The sequence below is a fragment of the Streptomyces sp. NPDC005566 genome (genome assembly GCF_040605575.1).
GTDB lineage: Bacteria > Actinomycetota > Actinomycetes > Streptomycetales > Streptomycetaceae > Streptomyces.
In genome coordinates, this window is the sequence record NZ_JBEXDB010000010.1 from 84,378 (window position 1) to 100,842 (window position 16,465).

General features: G+C 70.5%; 13 protein-coding genes. 6 read left to right on the forward strand and 7 right to left on the reverse strand.

The genetic code is table 11. The features are described from left to right. Positions 1 to 90: 90 nt before the first annotated feature. A complete protein-coding gene (locus tag ABZS61_RS17810) occupies positions 91 to 741 on the reverse strand; it encodes a TetR/AcrR family transcriptional regulator (RefSeq protein ID WP_356421339.1) in 651 nt (216 codons plus the stop codon). Between the two features lie 162 nt (positions 742 to 903). Here ABZS61_RS17810 and ABZS61_RS17815 point away from each other — a divergent pair, with 162 nt between their 5' ends. After that, entirely contained in the window at positions 904 to 1,764 is an 861-nt protein-coding gene (locus ABZS61_RS17815; protein ID WP_356421342.1) for a phosphatase PAP2 family protein, read from the forward strand. Further along, complete coding sequence (locus ABZS61_RS17820; protein WP_356421345.1) at positions 1,761 to 2,858, forward strand: hypothetical protein; 1,098 nt, start codon at positions 1,761 to 1,763, stop codon at positions 2,856 to 2,858. Before ABZS61_RS17815 ends, ABZS61_RS17820 begins: the two co-directional genes overlap by 4 nt. 9 nt (positions 2,859 to 2,867) lie before the next feature. Here the strand turns inward: ABZS61_RS17820 and ABZS61_RS17825 are convergent, their stop codons facing one another. Both ABZS61_RS17825 and ABZS61_RS17830 read right to left on the reverse strand, forming a co-directional pair. Next, positions 2,868 to 3,425, reverse strand: a complete 558-nt coding sequence (locus ABZS61_RS17825) for a helix-turn-helix transcriptional regulator (RefSeq protein ID WP_356421348.1) — start codon at positions 3,423 to 3,425, stop codon at positions 2,868 to 2,870. 34 nt (positions 3,426 to 3,459) lie between these two features. After that, positions 3,460 to 5,475 (reverse strand): NADPH-dependent 2,4-dienoyl-CoA reductase, encoded by a 2,016-nt coding sequence (locus tag ABZS61_RS17830; protein ID WP_356421351.1) that lies wholly within the window; start codon positions 5,473 to 5,475, stop codon positions 3,460 to 3,462. Positions 5,476 to 5,703: 228 nt separating this feature from the next. Between ABZS61_RS17830 and ABZS61_RS17835 the strand changes: the two genes are divergently transcribed. Further along, complete coding sequence (locus tag ABZS61_RS17835) at positions 5,704 to 6,228, forward strand: DoxX family membrane protein (RefSeq protein ID WP_356421354.1); 525 nt, start codon at positions 5,704 to 5,706, stop codon at positions 6,226 to 6,228. A 58-nt stretch (positions 6,229 to 6,286) separates the two neighbouring features. Next, complete coding sequence (locus ABZS61_RS17840) at positions 6,287 to 7,129, forward strand: DUF1206 domain-containing protein (protein WP_356421357.1); 843 nt, start codon at positions 6,287 to 6,289, stop codon at positions 7,127 to 7,129. A gap of 115 nt (positions 7,130 to 7,244) precedes the next feature. Here the strand turns inward: ABZS61_RS17840 and ABZS61_RS17845 are convergent, their stop codons facing one another. Further along, complete coding sequence (locus ABZS61_RS17845) at positions 7,245 to 8,624, reverse strand: deoxyribodipyrimidine photo-lyase (RefSeq protein WP_356421360.1); 1,380 nt, start codon at positions 8,622 to 8,624, stop codon at positions 7,245 to 7,247. Next, complete coding sequence (locus ABZS61_RS17850) at positions 8,621 to 10,123, reverse strand: SDR family oxidoreductase (RefSeq protein WP_356421363.1); 1,503 nt, start codon at positions 10,121 to 10,123, stop codon at positions 8,621 to 8,623. Before ABZS61_RS17850 ends, ABZS61_RS17845 begins: the two co-directional genes overlap by 4 nt. A 642-nt stretch (positions 10,124 to 10,765) precedes the next feature. Here ABZS61_RS17850 and ABZS61_RS17855 point away from each other — a divergent pair. Continuing rightward, on the forward strand, positions 10,766 to 11,497 hold the full coding sequence (locus ABZS61_RS17855) for an NAD(P)H-binding protein (protein WP_356421366.1): 732 nt from the start codon (positions 10,766 to 10,768) through the stop codon (positions 11,495 to 11,497). Positions 11,498 to 11,573: 76 nt separating this feature from the next. On the opposite strand, the gene ABZS61_RS17860 is transcribed toward ABZS61_RS17855, so the two are convergent. Then, positions 11,574 to 13,274 carry an FAD-binding protein gene (locus ABZS61_RS17860; protein WP_356421813.1) on the reverse strand — a complete coding sequence of 567 codons (1,701 nt, stop codon included), beginning with the start codon at positions 13,272 to 13,274 and terminating at the stop codon, positions 11,574 to 11,576. A 728-nt stretch (positions 13,275 to 14,002) separates the two neighbouring features. On the opposite strand from ABZS61_RS17860, the gene ABZS61_RS17865 reads away from it, so the two are divergent. After that, positions 14,003 to 14,842, forward strand: a complete 840-nt coding sequence (locus ABZS61_RS17865) for an alpha/beta hydrolase (RefSeq protein ID WP_356421369.1) — start codon at positions 14,003 to 14,005, stop codon at positions 14,840 to 14,842. Positions 14,843 to 15,290: 448 nt separating this feature from the next. Here ABZS61_RS17865 and ABZS61_RS17870 read toward each other — a convergent pair whose 3' ends face one another. After that, positions 15,291 to 16,190, reverse strand: a complete 900-nt coding sequence (locus ABZS61_RS17870) for an RNA polymerase sigma-70 factor (protein WP_356421372.1) — start codon at positions 16,188 to 16,190, stop codon at positions 15,291 to 15,293. Positions 16,191 to 16,465: the final 275 nt, after the last annotated feature.

Below are 16,465 nucleotides of genomic sequence, written 5' to 3' on the forward strand. Positions count from 1 at the left end.
AGCCGCCGGCCTGCCGGTTTGCGCGCCACCCCCGTCCCCACGGTGCGGCGCAGGCGGGCCGTCGTCATCCGCTCGGACGACGGCCCACGTTCATCGGGGCGCGGGTGGGGCCGCCGGGAGCCTGAGTGCGGGAAGGACGGCGCACTCGATGAAGCGGGTGACGAACGCGTCGTCCGCGTACCGTCCCTCCAGCAGCGGCCGGGCGCGCATGATGCCCAGGATCTGTGCGGCGACGTAGTCGGCCGCGGGGTTGTCCGCCTCGATCTCGGCGCGGTCGACGGCGCGCCGGACCATGCCGTCGATCGCGGCGATCGACGGTGCGATCAGTGCCTCGCGCAGGGCGCGCAGGAGGTCGGGGCTCTGCAGGGCGGCGTGGCCGAGTGCGTGGACGAGAGTGGAGTCGCGGTCGGACGCCGCGCAGACGGCCTGGGCGGCCGCGTGCAGATCGCCGCTCAGGGTGCCCGTGTCGATGTCCGCGAGCACCGGCCTGCGGGTGTTGTGGAGGGCTGCGACGACCAGCTCCGGCTTGGATCCCCACTGCCGGTACAGGGTCGACTTGCCGCACCGTGTGCGCGAGGCGACACCCTCCATGGTCAGTGACTCGTAGCCGCTCTCCCGGAGCAGGTCCAGCACGGCCGTGTAGAGCTCGTGTGCCCGTTCCGGTGTGATCTTCGACCGGCGCGATGGGGGTGCCGACTCCTGTGCGGAACCGGCCGGCTGTGTGGAACCGGGCGATGACATGCGCTTTTCCCTCTCTGCGGCTCTGCGACGAGGACTCTGTGCACCCCAGTGTATCGATACGCCAGTGTACCGATACGTCAACGTATCGGTACACTGGCGTATCGATACGGCATGGACTCGACCATGCCGCCGTAACAGCGCTTCGTCAGCAAGGGGGCACGGGTGATGCACACCCGCAGCGAGCCTGCGGACCGGGAGCCGGACACCTCTGCCCGACCGCCCCTCGTCCGCGAGCTCCTTCTGGTCGCGGGACTCTTCCTCGTCTACAAACTCGGCCGGCAGGCCGCGAACGGACACGTCGAGGAGGCCTACCGCAACGCCGGGGACGTCTGGAACCTGGAGCGAGCACTGCACCTCCCCGGTGAAGCGGCCGTGCAGGGCGTGCTGCTCCACGGCCAGACGCTCGTGCAGGCGGCGAACACCTACTACGTGACCGTGCACTTCCCCGTCACGCTGCTGTTCCTGGTCTGGTTGTACTGGCGGCGGCCGCTCCACTACGTGTGGTCGCGCCGCATACTCGCCGTGGTCACCGGTGCCGCGCTCGTCCTGCACGTGCTCTTCCCCCTCGCACCGCCGCGGATGCTGGACGCCGCCGCTCTCGTCGACACCGGACAGGTGTACGGCCCCACGGTGTACGGGGCCACGCCCTCGACCGACTCGATGGCCAACCAGTTCGCCGCGATGCCCTCCCTGCACTTCGGCTGGGCGCTGACGGTCGCCGTCGGACTGATCGTCGCCACCCGCTCCCGGTGGCGCCTGCTGTGGCTGCTCCACCCGCTCGTCACCCTGCTCGTCATCGTGGGCACGGCCAACCACTACTGGCTCGACGCGATCGTCGTCTCCGCGCTGCTGGCCGTGGTCTTCGCGGCGATCCGGCTGCCGCGCCCCGCACCCCTCCACACGCACCTGCCGCGGCAGTACTCCGGGATCCCGACGGACGGGCCGTACACGCCCTCACCCGTCCCGAGCCCCGCGTACGCATCCGCGTCCGGGCCGTACGCACCATCCGGAGCATCGCGATGAACGCCACCCTTCTCGCCGTCGCGCTGTCACTCGTCTCCGCAGCCGCCTATGCCGCAGCCGCGGTGGCACAGGCACGGCTCGCCGGCCGCACCGAACCGTCGACCGGAGTGCTGCGGCTGATGGGCCGGGGTGCCTGGTGGTCGGCGGTCGGCCTGAACGCCGGCGGGGCGCTGCTGCATGTCGCCGCGCTCAAGTACGGACCTCTCACCCTCGTCCAGCCACTCGGCGCGCTCACTCTCGTCGCGGCCGTCCCCCTCGGAGCCCGCGCCGCCGGTCGCAAGGTCAGCCGTACGGAATGGCGCGGCACGCTCCTCACCCTGCTCGGTCTCGGCGCCCTGCTGATGGCCGCGGGAGGCGCCGGCCCGCACGACACGCTCAGCCTGCCCGAGGCACTCGGCGTCTCCGCCGTGACGATGGCGCTGGTCGCCGGTCTCAGCCGTCCGGGCGCCCGCCCGGGCCTCCGGCACGCTGCGGCCTCAGGCATCACCTCGGGCGTGGCCTCCGCGCTCACCCAGACGCTCACGGTCGCCGCCACCGGCCACACCGGTCCGCTGCTCAGCTGGCGGCTGGTGACGGTGGCTCTGCTCGTCTCCGTGTTCGCCATGGGCGGCCTGCTGCTGTCCCAGACCGCTTACCGGGGCGGCCTCGGTGCCCCGCTCGCCGTGGTCACCCTCGCCAACCCGATCGCCGCCGCCGTGATCGGTCTGGCTCTGCTGGGCGAACGCCTGCAGGGTGGCGTGACCGGGCTGGTCCCGGCGCTCCTCGGCGCGGCGGCCGCGGTACGGGGCGTGATCCTGCTCAGCCGCGCCCAACAGCGGACCGCGCCCGGCCCCGCCGGTGCGGACGCGCCGTCGCGGGTCGTCATCAGCAGCGCGTCGGGCGCGAGCCGACCGCCTGTCACGAGCCCGGTCGTCACGAGTCCGCCCGTCACGAGCCCGGTCGTCACGAGTCCGGCGAACAGCAGCCCGGTGACGAGCAGCCCCGGTGGCAGCAGCCCGGTCGGCGTGGGCAGTCAGGTCATTAACGCCCCTCGGGCCGCCGACCCGCTGGGGCTGATGCCCGAACCGGTCACGGCGTCGGTCTGCGGTCCGTAAAACCCGGCTTCAGGCAGCCGGGCCCTCGTCCGCCCCGAGCCGTTCCAGATCGCCGATCGCCCTGGTGAGCCAGCCGGTCCAGAAGGTCTCCAGATCGATGCCCCCGCGCAGCACCAGATGCCGCAGGGTGTCCTCGTCCGCGGTCCGCTCCGGCGGGAAGTCCCGCTCCTCGATGTCCACGTACTCCTGCAGTTGCCGCTCGTGCAGGGCGAGATGCCGGCGCAGCTCGCCGGCCAGCCCCGGGGCCCCGACCACCGCTGCCGCCCGCATCCTCAGCAGCAGCGGATCGCGGACCGGGCGCGGATCCTCGGACACCGCCACCCAGGCCGTGAGCTCGTCGCGGCCCGCGGGCAGGACCTCGTACTCCTTCTTCTGCCCGCGGGCCGGCTGCGGCGACGGCAGGACCCGGATGTGCCCCGCCTGCTCCAGTTTCCCCAGCTCGCGATAGATCTGCTGATGCGTCGACGGCCAGAAATACCCGATCGACCGGTCGAACCTGCGGGTCAGCTCCAGCCCCGACGACGGCTTCTCGAGCAGGGCGGTGAGGATCGCGTGCGGGAGGGACATGGAGTGCATCCTAAGGAGGGGTGGAGCGGAGCCGTCACAGGGCTGCGGCGAGCTCCGTGCCCTGACGGATCGCGCGCTTGGCGTCCAGTTCGGCAGCCACATCGGCGCCGCCGATCAGATGCACCGGGCGGCCTGCGGCACGCAGCTCCTCGTACAGCTCGCGACGCGGTTCCTGGCCCGCGCACAGGACCACGGTGTCGACCGGGAGGAGGTGCTGCTCGCCGTCGACGGTGAGGTGCAGGCCCTCGTCGTCGATGAGGTCGTACGAGGCGCCCGCGATCATCGTGACACCGCGGTGGCGCAGTTCGGTGCGGTGGATCCAGCCGGTCGTCTTGCCGAGTCCGGCCCCGACCTTGCTCGCCTTGCGCTGGATCAGATGCACGGTGCGGGGCGACTTCGGACGCTCGGGGGCGCGCAGCCCGCCGCGGTCCGCGTAGTCGGTGTCCACGCCCCACTGCCGGAAGAACACCGCCGGGTCCAGGCTCGCCTCGTCACCGCCGTCGGTGAGGAACTCGGCGACGTCGAAGCCGATGCCGCCCGCCCCGACGACCGCGACCCGGTCGCCGACCGGCGCCCCGTCGCGCAGGACGTCCAGGTAGCTGACGACACTCGGGTGCTCGACGCCGGGGATCGCGGGGGAGCGGGGCTCGACCCCGGTCGCCAGGACGATCTCGTCGTAACCGTCGAGCTCGGCGGATGTGGCACGCGTGGCGAGCCGGAGTTCGACGCCCTCCTCGGCGAGACGGGTACGGAAGTAGCGCAGCGTCTCGTTGAACTCCTCCTTGCCGGGCACCCGGCGCGCCACGTTGAGCTGGCCGCCGATCTCGTCGGCCGCGTCGAACAGTGTCACCGCGTGCCCGCGCTCGGCGGATGTGACCGCACACGCCAGACCGGCGGGACCTGCGCCGACCACGGCGACGCGCTTGCGGGTACGGGTCGGCGAGAGCACCAGCTCGGTCTCGTGGCAGGCGCGCGGATTGACCAGGCAGGAGGTGATCTGCAGGCTGAAGATGTGGTCCAGACATGCCTGGTTGCAGCCGATGCAGGTGTTGATCGCGTCGGCACGCCCCTCGGCCGCCTTGGCGACGAAGTCCGGGTCGGCGAGGAACGGCCGCGCCATGGACACCATGTCCGCCCGGCCCGAGGCGAGGATCTCCTCGGCCAGCTCGGGTGTGTTGATGCGGTTGCTGGTCACCAGCGGTACGGAGACGGCACCGCGCACCTTCTCGGTCACCCAGGTGAAGGCCCCGCGCGGCACGGACGTCGCGATGGTGGGGATGCGGGCCTCGTGCCAGCCGATGCCGGTGTTGATGATCGTCGCGCCGGCCGCCTCGATCTCCCGGGCTAGCTGGACGACCTCCTCCAGGGTGGAGCCGCCGGGCACCAGGTCCAGCATGGAGAGCCGGTAGATGAGGATGAAGTCGGTGCCGACCCGCTCGCGTACCCGGCGCACGATCTCGACGGGGAACCGGATGCGGTTCTCGTAGCTGCCGCCCCAGCGGTCCTCGCGGTGGTTGGTGGCGGCCACGATGAACTCGTTGATCAGATAGCCCTCGGAGCCCATGATCTCGACGCCGTCGTAGCCCGCGCGCTGTGCCAGCTCCGCGGCCCGCACGAAGTCCTCGATGGTCTCCTCGACCTCGTCGTCGGTCAGCGCGTGCGGGGTGAACCCGCTGATCGGCGCCTTGAGAGCGCTCGGTGCGACCAGGTCCGGGTGGTGTGCGTAGCGCCCGAAGTGCAGGATCTGCATCGCTATCCGGCCGCCCGCCGCGTGCACGGCCGCGGTGACCTCCGCGTGCTGCGCCGCCTCGGCCTCGTTCGTCATCTTGGCGCCACCGGGGAAGGAGCAGGCGCGGGCGCTGGGCGCGATCCCGCCGGTGACCATGAGGCCCACTCCGCCGCGTGCACGGGCCGCGTAGAAGGCCGCCATCCGCTCGAAACCGCGCTCGACCTCCTCCAGGCCGATGTGCATCGACCCCATCAGCACCCGGTTGGGCAGGGTGGTGAATCCGAGGTCGAGCGGGCTCAGCAGGTGGGGGTACGGGCTCATCCGGGTCTCCTCGCACAGTGTCGTCGTGCCAGTTGTAGACGAGGGGAACGTCATTGTGCAACTAGTTGCACAATGACGTACGTCGCACTCCGCGACTCCCGGAGCGCAGTCCCCGCACAAGCGGATCCCGAACGGCCCAGCACTGCCGCACCTTGCCGCCCGGACCCGACGACAGTGGATTCGTACGGTTTCGTTCCTCCGCTCGTTCCGCGTCGACGGGAGACTCCCATGACCTGCATCAACCGGCGTGACCTCGGACTTCTCATACTCAGGGTCGGTACGGGAGCCGTGCTGGCCGCCCACGGCAGCCAGAAACTGGCCGGCTGGTTCGGCGGAGGCGGTATCGAGGGCACCACCGCGGGAATGGAGGCCATGGGCTTCCACCCGCCCAAGTACAGCGCCGTGGCCGCCGGCCTCGGCGAGGCCGGCGGCGGGGTCCTGCTGGCCCTCGGTCTCGCCACCCCGGCTGCCGGGGCCGCGGCTGCCGGCACGATGGCCGGTGCTGTCGCCGTCCACGCCCCTGCGGGCTTCTTCGCGATGGGAGGCGGCTACGAGTACCCGGCGTTCCTCGGCTTCACCGCCGCTGCGATCGGCTTGACCGGCGCCGGACGCTACTCCCTGGACCACGCCACCCACCACGTGCTCGACCGGCCCTGGACGCTTGCCCTCGCCTTCGCCGGCAGCGCACTGGGAGCCGCCGCCGTCGTGGGCAGGCGTGCAAAGGGGCAGGTGGAGGCGGCTGCGGAGGAGTAGGGCGGGTCCGTAGCGGCGGGCGGGCATTGATCGCTGCTTCGGGGGCAACCGGCAGTTCATGAATACAAACGCGTTGTCGGCGGACGGACGTCGTACTGCCAGAAGAGCCGCGAACAGCAAGGCCGTCGCCGCGGGCGCCCGCGCGGGGTTCGTCGCGCGCGGGGCGATCTACCTCCTGGTCGGACTGCTCGCGCTGCGCATCGCGTTCTCCGACAGCGGCGGGAAACAGGCCGACCGAGGTGGCGCCGTCGCCGAGATAGCGGAGAAGCCCTTCGGGATCGTCCTGCTCTGGGCGCTCGGCGTGGCGCTGGCCGGGATGGCCCTCTGGCGCCTGTCCGAGGCGCTCTTCGGGCAGGCGGGCCCCGACGGTGACAAGCCGGGCAAGCGCGCCATGGCTGCCGCCCGCTTCCTCTTCTACGGCTTCGTGTCGTACTCCGTGCTCTCCTACGCCGCCGGTGACCAGGGCAGCGGCAGTGGATCGAGCGACCGGCAGACCGACGACGTCACGGCGAAGGCCCTGGAATGGACGGGCGGCCAGTGGATCGTCGGGATCGCGGGCGCCGTCGTCGTCGGAGCGGGCCTCTGGATCGCCTTCCGGGCTGTGACCCGTAAGTACCACAAGCACCTGAAGATGTCCGAAATGACGAAGAAGGTCCGTCAGGCCGTCGATGTCACCGGCGTGTTCGGCGGAGCGGTCCGCGGCATCGTCTTCGCGACGGCCGGCGGGTTCGCGATCGCCGCGGCCGTCCGGCACGAACCGGGCCGGGCCAAGGGCATGGACGACACCCTGCGCTCCTTCACCGAGACCCCGGCGGGCCCCTGGCTGCTCGTACTGGTCGCGCTCGGCCTGGCCGCATTCGGGGCCTTCTCCTGGGCCAACGCCCGCTGGCGCAAGGTCTGAGACGCCCCGAGGGCTGACCCGCAGGTCCGTGACGGGCAGCCTCGGCCGAGTCCGCGGGCGACTGAACCGGGTCAGCCCTCAGGCGAGTCCGCGGGCATCTGAACGGGGCCGGCCCTCAGTCGAGTCCGCGGGCATCCCTGAACCGGGCCAGCCCCTCGGCCAGGTCGACGACCGGCTCCGGGTAGTCGTACCGGGCGCGCTCCGCAGCCCGCAGTTTCCACGGCTCGTGGACGGCACCGCCGTCGATCCCCACGAGCTCGGGCAGCCAGCGGCGAACGTACGCGCCGTCCGGGTCGTACCGTTTGGCCTGCAGCACCGGGTTCAGCACCCGGTTGGGCCGGCTGTCCGTGCCCGTTCCCGCCATCCACTGCCAGTTGAGCTGGTTGTTGGCGATGTCCCCGTCCACCAGCAGATCCAGGAAATGGCGCGCGCCGATCCGCCAGTCCACGTACAGCGTCTTGACGAGGAAACTCGCGGTCAGCAGCCGCCCACGGTTGTGCATCCAGCCCTCGTGGCGCAGCTGGCGCATCGCTGCATCGACCACCGGATAGCCGGTGCGGCCTTCCTGCCAGGCGGCGATCTCCTCCCCGGCCGACCGCTCGGTGCGCCAACGGTCGTGCTGCGAACGGTAGTCGGAGCGGGCAGCGGAGGGCCGGGCGGCCAGGACCTGGTGGTGGAAGTCCCGCCAGCACAACTGACGTACGAAGGCATCCGCGCCCGGACCGCCCGCCGAACGGGCCCGGTGAACCAGCTCGGTGGGGGAGAGCGTGCCGAAGTGCAGGTGCGGGGAGAGCCGTGAGGTGCCGTCGCCCGCGAGATCGTCGTGCTGCGTCTCGTACTCTGCGAGTCCGTGACGGCACCACCCGGAGAACCGCCGGCGGCCCTCGCTCTCCCCGCCCTCCGCCAGTCCCGCCGAGACCCCTGTGAGGCCGGCACGCGAGGGCACCGCCTCGGACGCGGGACCCTCCGGAACGCGCACGGTCCGCGGCGCCCCGAAGGGGGACCGTACCTGCTCGTCGGACCAGCGGCGGAAGTACGGCGTGAAGACCGCGAAGTGGTCCCTGCCCCCGCCGGAGGGAACCACCGCGCCCGGCGCCACCGCAGTGATCACCGCGTCATGGACGTGCAGCCGGCAGCCCTGGGATCCGAGCGCCGTCCGCAGCCGCTCCTCGCGGCGGTGCGCGTACGAGCTGATGCCCGCCGCGACGTGAACGTCGCGCGCACCCGTCTCCGTGACGATCCGGCAGACCTCCTCAGCAGGCTCGCCGGAACGGATCACCAGCCGTCCGCCCCGGCCGCGGAGCCCTTCGTCCAGGTCCAGGAGACAGTCGGCGAGGAACGCACGCCGGTTCGGGACGCCGAACCCGGCGTTCTCGATGCCCTCGTCCAGGACGAACAGCGGAAGCACCTCGTCGGCCGACGCGAGGGCCGCGTGCAGGGGCGGATGGTCGTGGAGACGCAGGTCGGACGTGAACAGGACCACCGATACGCTCACCGCGACCCACCGCCCTTGCCCGCCGCCCGCGCGATATTGCGCGACATGCCACCGAAGACGATCGCGTGGAACGGCGACACGCTCCACCAGTACGCATGTCCCAGCAGCCCGGTCGGGTGGAAGATGGCCCGTTGCCTGTAGTGGGACCGGCCGCCCTCGCCCTCCTCCACGTACATCTCCAGCCAGGCCAGACCGGGCAGCCGCATCTCGGCGCGCAGCCGCAGCAGGCGGCCGGGTTCGATCTCCTCCACCCGCCAGAAGTCCAGCGAGTCCCCTACGCGGAGCCGTTGGGCGTCCCGCCGGCCCCGGCGCAGTCCCACGCCGCCCGTCAGCCGGTCCAGCCATCCCCGCACCGCCCAGGCCAGGGGGAAGGAGTACCAGCCGTTGTCACCGCCGATTCCCTCGACGACCCGCCAGAGCGCCTCGGGTGAGGCGTCCACGTCGTGCTCCCGCACATCCGTGTACAGACTGCCGCCCGCCCAGTCGGGGTCGGTGGGCAGCGGGTCGCTGGGGATGCCCGGGGTGGACGCGGAGGACCACCGGGTCGTCACCCTGGCCTCGCGAACCCTCTGCAGGGCCAGGCCGAGAGCCGTGGCGAAGGAGAAGGGCTGCCCGGCGCCGTCCGGCACGTGGTCGGCGATGTCGTGCTCGTGGCCCACGACCTCGTACCGCAAGGACTCCGCCAGCGGACGTGCGATGGAGGCGGGCACCGGGGTGACGAGCCCGATCCAGTGACTGGACAGGCGCGGCGTCAGCATCGGGACGGGAAGGATCAGCCGGTGCGGCAGTCCGGCCACCTCGGCGTACTTCTCCATCATCGCCCGGTACGTCATGACGTCGGGCCCGCAGATGTCGAAGGTGCGGTTCACTTCGGAGGGCATGCGCGCGCTGCCGACGAGGTAGCGCAGCACGTCCCGGACCCCGATCGGCTGGATCCGGGTCGACACCCAGCTCGGTGTGACCATCACGGGCAGTCGCTCGGTGAGGTACCGCAGCATCTCGAAGGAGGCGGAACCCGCGCCGATGATGACAGCGGCACGCAGCGCGGTGGTCGGAACACCTGAGTCGAGCAGGATGCGGCCGACCTCGGCCCGCGAACGCAGGTGCGGCGACAACTCCTCCGCGGGAACGTCGGCCGGGGTGAGCCCGCCCAGGTACACGATGCGCCGGACGCCCGCGGCGCGCGCCTGCTCACCGAAGATCCGGGCAGCCTTCCGGTCCGTCTCCTCGAACCCCGCCCCGCTGCTCAGGGCGTGCACCAGGTAGTAGGCGACCTCGATGCCCCGCATGGCGGCTGCGACGGACTCCGCGTCGGTCACATCGCCCTTGGACACCTCCACCTCACCCGCCCACGGGTAGTCCCGCAGCTTCTCCGGGCTTCGCGCCAGACACCGGACCGTGTGGCCCGCGTCCAGGAGCTCGGGCACGAGGCGGCCCCCGATGTATCCCGTCGCGCCGGTCACCAGGCACCGCAGTCCGTCGTCGTCCGTGCTCTCCATTACCTCTCCGATCCGGCTCGGATGTACTGCTTCCACGGTGTGCCCCCGCAGTCCGTTCCGCTTGTCGGTGGCCGGACGGGAGAACCGGGGCGCCGTCGGGACGGCGGTGTCCGGCCTCGTGCCTGCTCAACGGAAGAAGCACGGAGGAGTTATGGGCCGGGAGCGCCCCGGGGCCTGTGCGATGTCCTGATCAATTGTGCCGGTCCCGGTCTGCGTGGAGGACGGATCCGGTCGGCAGGATCGGACACGCGGACAACTCACTGAGGAGCGACGGAAGTTGATTGCGCCGTTCCTGTCGGTGGTGAGCACGGGCCCTGCTCGAGCGGCTTCGGGATCAGTTCGAGGGGAGGGCCTGGCGATTGAGGACAGGCGCGCAGTGGTGTGAGATGCCGTGACTCGACTCGACCAGTGACCGGCCGGTCGATGTGTTCGTCACATGGGCGGGGCGTCAGTCGTCGGGCGGAGTTGCGAGCCCGCCGGGGGACGTGCTTCCTGGAGGTGGAGCCCCGTCGCAGGAGGTGCACCCGCCGCCTCGCCGGAGGGCGGGGTCGCTCTGCCATGAGCACGCGGTCCCCGGTGTCCTGTGCGAGGTTGCCGCGCTCATGTGAAGCCGAACGGGGTATGGACAGGAGAGGTGGAGAGATGAAGATCGCTGTCATCGGAGGAACCGGCCTGATCGGGTCGAAGGTCGTGAAGAACCTGAACGCTGAAGGACACCAGGCGACGCCGCACTCCCCGTCGACGGGAGTGGACATCATCACCGGTGAGGGTCTGGACGAAGCCGTCGGGAGCGCCGACGCCGTCGTGAACGTGGCGAACTCCCCCACCTTCGACGCCGCCTCGATCGACTTCTTCCGTACCTCCATGGACAACCTCCTCGCGGCCAGTGACAAAGCGAACGTCCGGCACTTCGTCATCCTCTCGATCGTCGGCGTGGACCAAGTGCCTGACATGGACTACTACCGGGCGAAGACGCTGCAGGAAGAGCTCCTCAAGGCAGGGCCCATTCCGTTCTCCATCGTGCGAGCCACGCAGTTCATGGAATTCATGGATGCCGTGCTCTCCTCGTCGGCCGAGGGCGACACCATCCGCCTTCCCCGCACGCCCATTCAGCCCATTGCGGCCGCAGACGTCGCGGCGGTCGTCAGCGAGGTCGCCGCGGGGGACCCTCTGAACCGCGTCCTCAAGATCGCAGGACCTGACATCTACCCCCTCGACGAACTGGGTCGGCTCACTCTCACCGCCAAGGGTGATGCGCGCTCCGTCATCACCGACGACGACGCTTCCGGCATGTTCGCTGCTGTCCCGGGAGATGTCCTCACCGACCGCAGTGCCCGCCTCGCTCCCACTCACTACACCGACTGGCTCTCCTGAACAAACGGTCACCCCGGCCCCTTCTCGGAGGGCGGACTGTTCGGTTCGTCCTCCCGTAGTTCACCGAACGCTACGGTTACTCCGCGAGCTTCCCTTCGGTCGATACGTCTTCCATCAGAGCCGACAACTCGTCCGGAACGGGAGCGATTCTCTCGTGGGTGATTCCCGTCGTCGGGGACCAGACGAGGTTGACCTGGAGCGCGGGATCCATGTCCGGGTAGTCGCTGCGGTTGTGGCAGCCGCGGGTCTCTCTGCGTTCGATCGCCGCTTCGAGCGTGGCTCGGGCGGCGAGGGCGGCGGACTTGAGGTCGAAGGCGTGCGCGAGATCCTGGAAGCCGGCGATGTCGGGGTGGACCCCGACGTCCTCCATGCGCCGGCCGATCTCGGCGAGCTCCGCCAGACCGGCGCGCAGTCCTTCCTCGTGGCGGACGACGCCGGCGTGCTCGGTCATGGTGTTGCGGATGGCGCGTTGCAGGGCACGGACGTTCTGCGGGCCGTCCGCGGCGAGCAGGCCGTCGATTTCGAGGCGGGCCTCGTCCACCGCTGCGGCCGAGCGCGCCTGTGCCGTCAGCCCCTGGGAGTAGGCGGCTGCCGCCTGCCCCGTGATGCGGCCGAACACCAGCAGCTCGATGAGGCTGTTGCCGCCGAGGCGGTTGGCGCCGTGCAGGCCGCTGGAGGCCTCGCCGATGGCGTAGAGGCCGCGCACGTCGGTCCTGTGGTCCTCGGGCCTGACCCACACTCCGCCCATCGAGTAGTGCGCGGTCGGCGCGATCTCGATCGGATCGCGAGTGATGTCCAGCATCTGCAGGTCCAGAAGCGTCTGGTAGACCCTTGGCAGACGGTTCATGATCGTCCGCCGTGGCAGGTGGGACACGTCGAGCCAGACACCGCCCTTGGGCGTGCCGCGACCTTCCTTGATCTCTGTGTAGGAGGCGAGGGCAACGCGGTCACGCGTGGACAGTTCCATGCGCTCGGGGTCGTAGCGCACCATGAACCGCTCGCCGAGCGCATTGCGCAGGATGCCTCCCTCCCCGCGGGCCGCCTCGCTGACCAGGGTGCCTGCTGCGTTCTCGGGCTCGATGATTCCCGAGGGGTGGAACTGCACCAGCTCGGGGTCGCGCAGACGCGCGCCGGCCTCCACTGCCAGCCGGAAGGAGTCTCCGGTGTTCTCGTCGCGCCGTGAGGAGGTGCGTCGCCAGATGCGGGTATGACCGCCGGCCGCGAGAATGACGGCGTCGGCGTGGATGAGGTAGCGCGTCCCGTCGTTGAGATCGAAGCCGTAGGCCCCGAACACCGCACCGTCGTGCACCAGCAGTCGGGTGATGTAGACGCTGTCGAGCATGGGGATGGTCAACTGGCTCGCCCGCCTGACGAGCGTGCGCTGGATTTCCAGACCCGTGTAGTCACCGGCGAAGGCGGTGCGCCGGAACTTGTGCGCACCGAAGAAACGCTGGGAGATACGGCCGTCCCCCTCCCGTGCGAAGGCCATGCCGTAGCGCTCCAGGTCGTCGATCCCAAGGGCGGCGCCCTGGGTGACGATTTCGGTGGTGCGGGGGTCGGCGAGCAGGTAACTCTCCTTGAGAGTGTCCGCTGCGTGCTGTTGCCAGCTGTCCTCGGGATCCATGGTGGCCAGGGCCGCATTGATACCCCCTGCCGCGAGGGCCGTGTGGGCGTCCTCCTTGGGGCGCTTGCCGACGGCGAGGACGTCCATGCCCGCCTCGGCCAGCTCGATCGCCGCCCGAAGTCCCGCTCCGCCCGTTCCGATCACCAGGACCATGGTGGACAGTCGTCGTTCGGTGATAGCCACGTTCGCTCCGATCGCTTGGTTCGTCTCCGAGTACGACCGGCGGATCTCGCTGTTTGTGACACCGGGCCAATGACTCCCGCGCCTGGTCAGGCGTCCCTGCCCATCCGCTCGGTGCGCCCGCTCCCACCGCGCCACCTCGCCTCCCACCATCGTCGCACCCGCCCCGCGCATCTGCCCTACGGTGCCCGCGTCGCGCCATCGGCCCGCCGCGGGATGGTGCGTGTGCGGCCGCGATGCTGCGGCAGGAGCGCGACCGGCCCCGCCGGGCGCACAGGAGTCACGCGCGAGGAGGCCGTCACACGGCGGCTCGAGAAGAAGCTTCTCCTCGCTACGTGTCACACCTGCCACGGGTTGTCTGTCATGAAGGGTGAGGCAGCGTGCACGTCCGCTGTGCAAGGAGCGCGCCATGACTACCCCGTTTCAGCAGCCCAGGGATGCCATGGCTCTCGCCCCTCGGCGGTCCGTCCGCCTGCACAACAGAACTGCAGGCACGTCCTCTTAGGGCTCGTCCACCTGGACGCGCCTGGGTCGAGGGGCATTGCCTCGGCTCTTTCGCGACGCGCAGCGGCCACGACGACCGGTCACCTCCGGGTACCGGGTCCTGGCCACCCCACCGAAGCAGTGGGCGAACGCTGCGACGCGTCGTTGTCGATCCGTCCTCGGGCCGGGCCGACTCCACCACCTCGAAAGGCAAGGTCATGAACAAGCGCACCGTCATCCGCCGTTCCCGCACCCCGCTCGCCCTCCTGGCCACGGGTGGCCTCGCCGCCGCTCTCACAGCCACCTCGATCGCCCCGGCGAGCGCCGTCACGGGCTCGGCCTCGCATCCCAAGCCCACCGTCGTGCTCGTCCACGGAGCGTTTGCCGACTCCACCAGCTGGAACGACGTCATCAAGAAGCTCAAGCACGAGGGCTATCCGGTCATGGCCGCGGCCAACCCGCTGCGCGGCCTGAGCAGCGACTCCGCCTACCTCAAGGACGTGCTGGCAGGCATCAAGGGCCCGATCGTCCTCGCCGGACACTCTTACGGCGGCGCGGTCATCAGCAATGCCGCGACCGGCAACGAGAACGTCAAGGCGCTTGTCTACATTGCTGCTTTCGTCCCGGACAAGGGCGAGAGCGCGCTGGACCTGGCGGGCAAGTTCCCCGGCAGCACCCTCGGCAAGGCCCTGCGCCCCGCCCCGGTGACCAACCCCGACGGCACACGGGGCACCGACCTGTACATCCAGGAGGAGAAGTTCCGTCATCAGTTCGCGGCGGACGCCCCACGCAACACCACCGACCTCATGGCGGCCACCCAGCGTCCCGTGACCGAGGCGGCCTTGGCGGAAGGCTCCTCGGAACCGGCCTGGAAGACCATCCCGTCCTGGGACCTGGTGGCTACCCAGGACCGCAATATTCCGTTGAAGGCCCAGACCTTCATGGCCGAGCGGGCAGGGGCCCATACAGTCGAGGTGAAGGCCTCGCACGCTGCGAGCGTCTCCCACCCCGACAAGGTCACCGAGATCATCGAGGACGCTGCCCGAACGGTCCGCTGACCCGGCGGCAGAGCTGAGGACGGCGGGGCGGTGCGCCATCGCCGCCGCGCCCATCCTCCCTGTGCGCCCTGCCCCCGATGAGGCAGTCAGGCATCTGGGGTCGCCCGCCTTCCCCGCGGCGGGACTCGGCGCCGGGGTCACCGGTGAAGCGCCGGCACGGCGCCACGTCGGGTGTGGGCCCTCGCGGACGCCGGTGAGGTGGCGAGGGGGAGGCCGGTCACACCGCGCAGCCCTCCGTGGGTGGAGGCCTCTGCCCGAGCATTGCCCCGTCCACGCACGCTTGCTCCGAGCCGCCCCAGGAGTCGTCAGGCGGCGCGGGAGGGAGCCGGTGGCCGGCGGCGAGCGCTGCCACTGCGCACCGTCCGCACGGCCCACAGGGGCGGGACATACCGTCGAGAGAGGCGTCGCCGCATGCGGACGGATCGGGTGCCGGTCGGAGTGAGGGGCTTCAGGCGGCCAGCGACGTCACGTAGGGCTCCAGCTTGACCGGGTTCATCATCCACATGATCCGCTCGAGGCCGCGGTTCGACGCGTCGACGGACAGCAGCGCCACCGCGCTGCCGTCGGAGGTGACCAGGACGGCGGGCAGGCCGTTGGCCTCGACCCAGCTGACTTCCGCCCCGGGCCAGAACTGTGGCGCGAATGCCTTGAGGTACCGAGCGACGTGTTGACGCCCCACGACCGGGATCTTCGACGCGCCCCGGATGCCGCCCCCGTCGGAGTAACTGACGACATCCTCGGAAAGGACGTGCTCGAGCGTGGCGAGATCACCGGTCTGCGCCGCGCTGAGGAAGACCTGCAGCAGTCGCCGGTGCTCGGCCCGGCCGACCGGCTGCTCCTTGCGTTCGGCGGCCAGATGCTTGCGCGACCGGCTCACCAACTGGCGAGTGTTGACCTCACTCGTATCCAGGATTTCGGCGATCTGCGGGTAGGGGTAGTCGAACGCCTCCCGCAGCACGTATGCGGCCCGCTCCACCGGGTTCAGTTTCCCGAGGACGAGCAGGACCGCCATCTCCACCGCCTCGGCGCGTTCCGCGCCGACGTTCGGGTCCCGGCTGGTGTCGACCGGCTCGGGCAGCCACGGTCCCACGTACGACTCCCGCCGCATCCGGGCGGACTGCGCCAGGTTGATCGCCAGCCTGGTGGTCACTGTCGTCAGGAAGGCCCGCGGCTCGATGATGTCCTCACGGTCGGTGTTCTGCCACCGCAGCCAGGCTTCCTGGAGGATGTCCTCGGCATCCGCGGAACTGCCGAGCACGCGATAGGCGACGCCGAACAACCGCGGACGCGCCGCGAGGAAATCCTCGGTCGCTCTTTCGAGCGAGTCGGTGTCATCCGCAGCGTGCATGGTGCCCCCTTCGGGCCAAGCCAATTTTACAACCGTTGTGGGCGGCACGCCGCTGCGGCGCGGAGCCACTCACAGGGTCTCCGACCAGAGGTTGTGCCCCGTCGTGGTGTGACGGCGGGGCAGGCGGAGCCGCCAGGAGGCGGCGTCCCGCGTTTCGCACGACGGCATCAAGGAGGCCTGCCCAGTGGCACGGTCCGCTTCGGCGCATTTGGACACCGGGAGTCCGTCTCCCCGTCGTTGGCCCAGGCCACGGAGGAGACGGACGGTGGGTGTCC

Bases quoted from the DNA above. Each gene is read 5' to 3' on its own strand.
- ABZS61_RS17810 (WP_356421339.1), bottom strand. From the start codon at position 741: ATGTCATCGCCCGGTTCCACACAGCCGGCCGGTTCCGCACAGGAGTCG.
- ABZS61_RS17820 (WP_356421345.1), top strand. From the start codon at position 1,761: ATGAACGCCACCCTTCTCGCCGTCGCGCTGTCACTCGTCTCCGCAGCC.
- ABZS61_RS17825 (WP_356421348.1), bottom strand. From the start codon at position 3,425: ATGTCCCTCCCGCACGCGATCCTCACCGCCCTGCTCGAGAAGCCGTCG.
- ABZS61_RS17830 (WP_356421351.1), bottom strand. From the start codon at position 5,475: ATGAGCCCGTACCCCCACCTGCTGAGCCCGCTCGACCTCGGATTCACC.
- ABZS61_RS17835 (WP_356421354.1), top strand. From the start codon at position 5,704: ATGACCTGCATCAACCGGCGTGACCTCGGACTTCTCATACTCAGGGTC.
- ABZS61_RS17840 (WP_356421357.1), top strand. From the start codon at position 6,287: ATGAATACAAACGCGTTGTCGGCGGACGGACGTCGTACTGCCAGAAGA.
- ABZS61_RS17850 (WP_356421363.1), bottom strand. From the start codon at position 10,123: ATGGAGAGCACGGACGACGACGGACTGCGGTGCCTGGTGACCGGCGCG.
- ABZS61_RS17855 (WP_356421366.1), top strand. From the start codon at position 10,766: ATGAAGATCGCTGTCATCGGAGGAACCGGCCTGATCGGGTCGAAGGTC.
- ABZS61_RS17860 (WP_356421813.1), bottom strand. From the start codon at position 13,274: ATGGTCCTGGTGATCGGAACGGGCGGAGCGGGACTTCGGGCGGCGATC.
- ABZS61_RS17865 (WP_356421369.1), top strand. From the start codon at position 14,003: ATGAACAAGCGCACCGTCATCCGCCGTTCCCGCACCCCGCTCGCCCTC.
- ABZS61_RS17870 (WP_356421372.1), bottom strand. From the start codon at position 16,190: ATGCACGCTGCGGATGACACCGACTCGCTCGAAAGAGCGACCGAGGAT.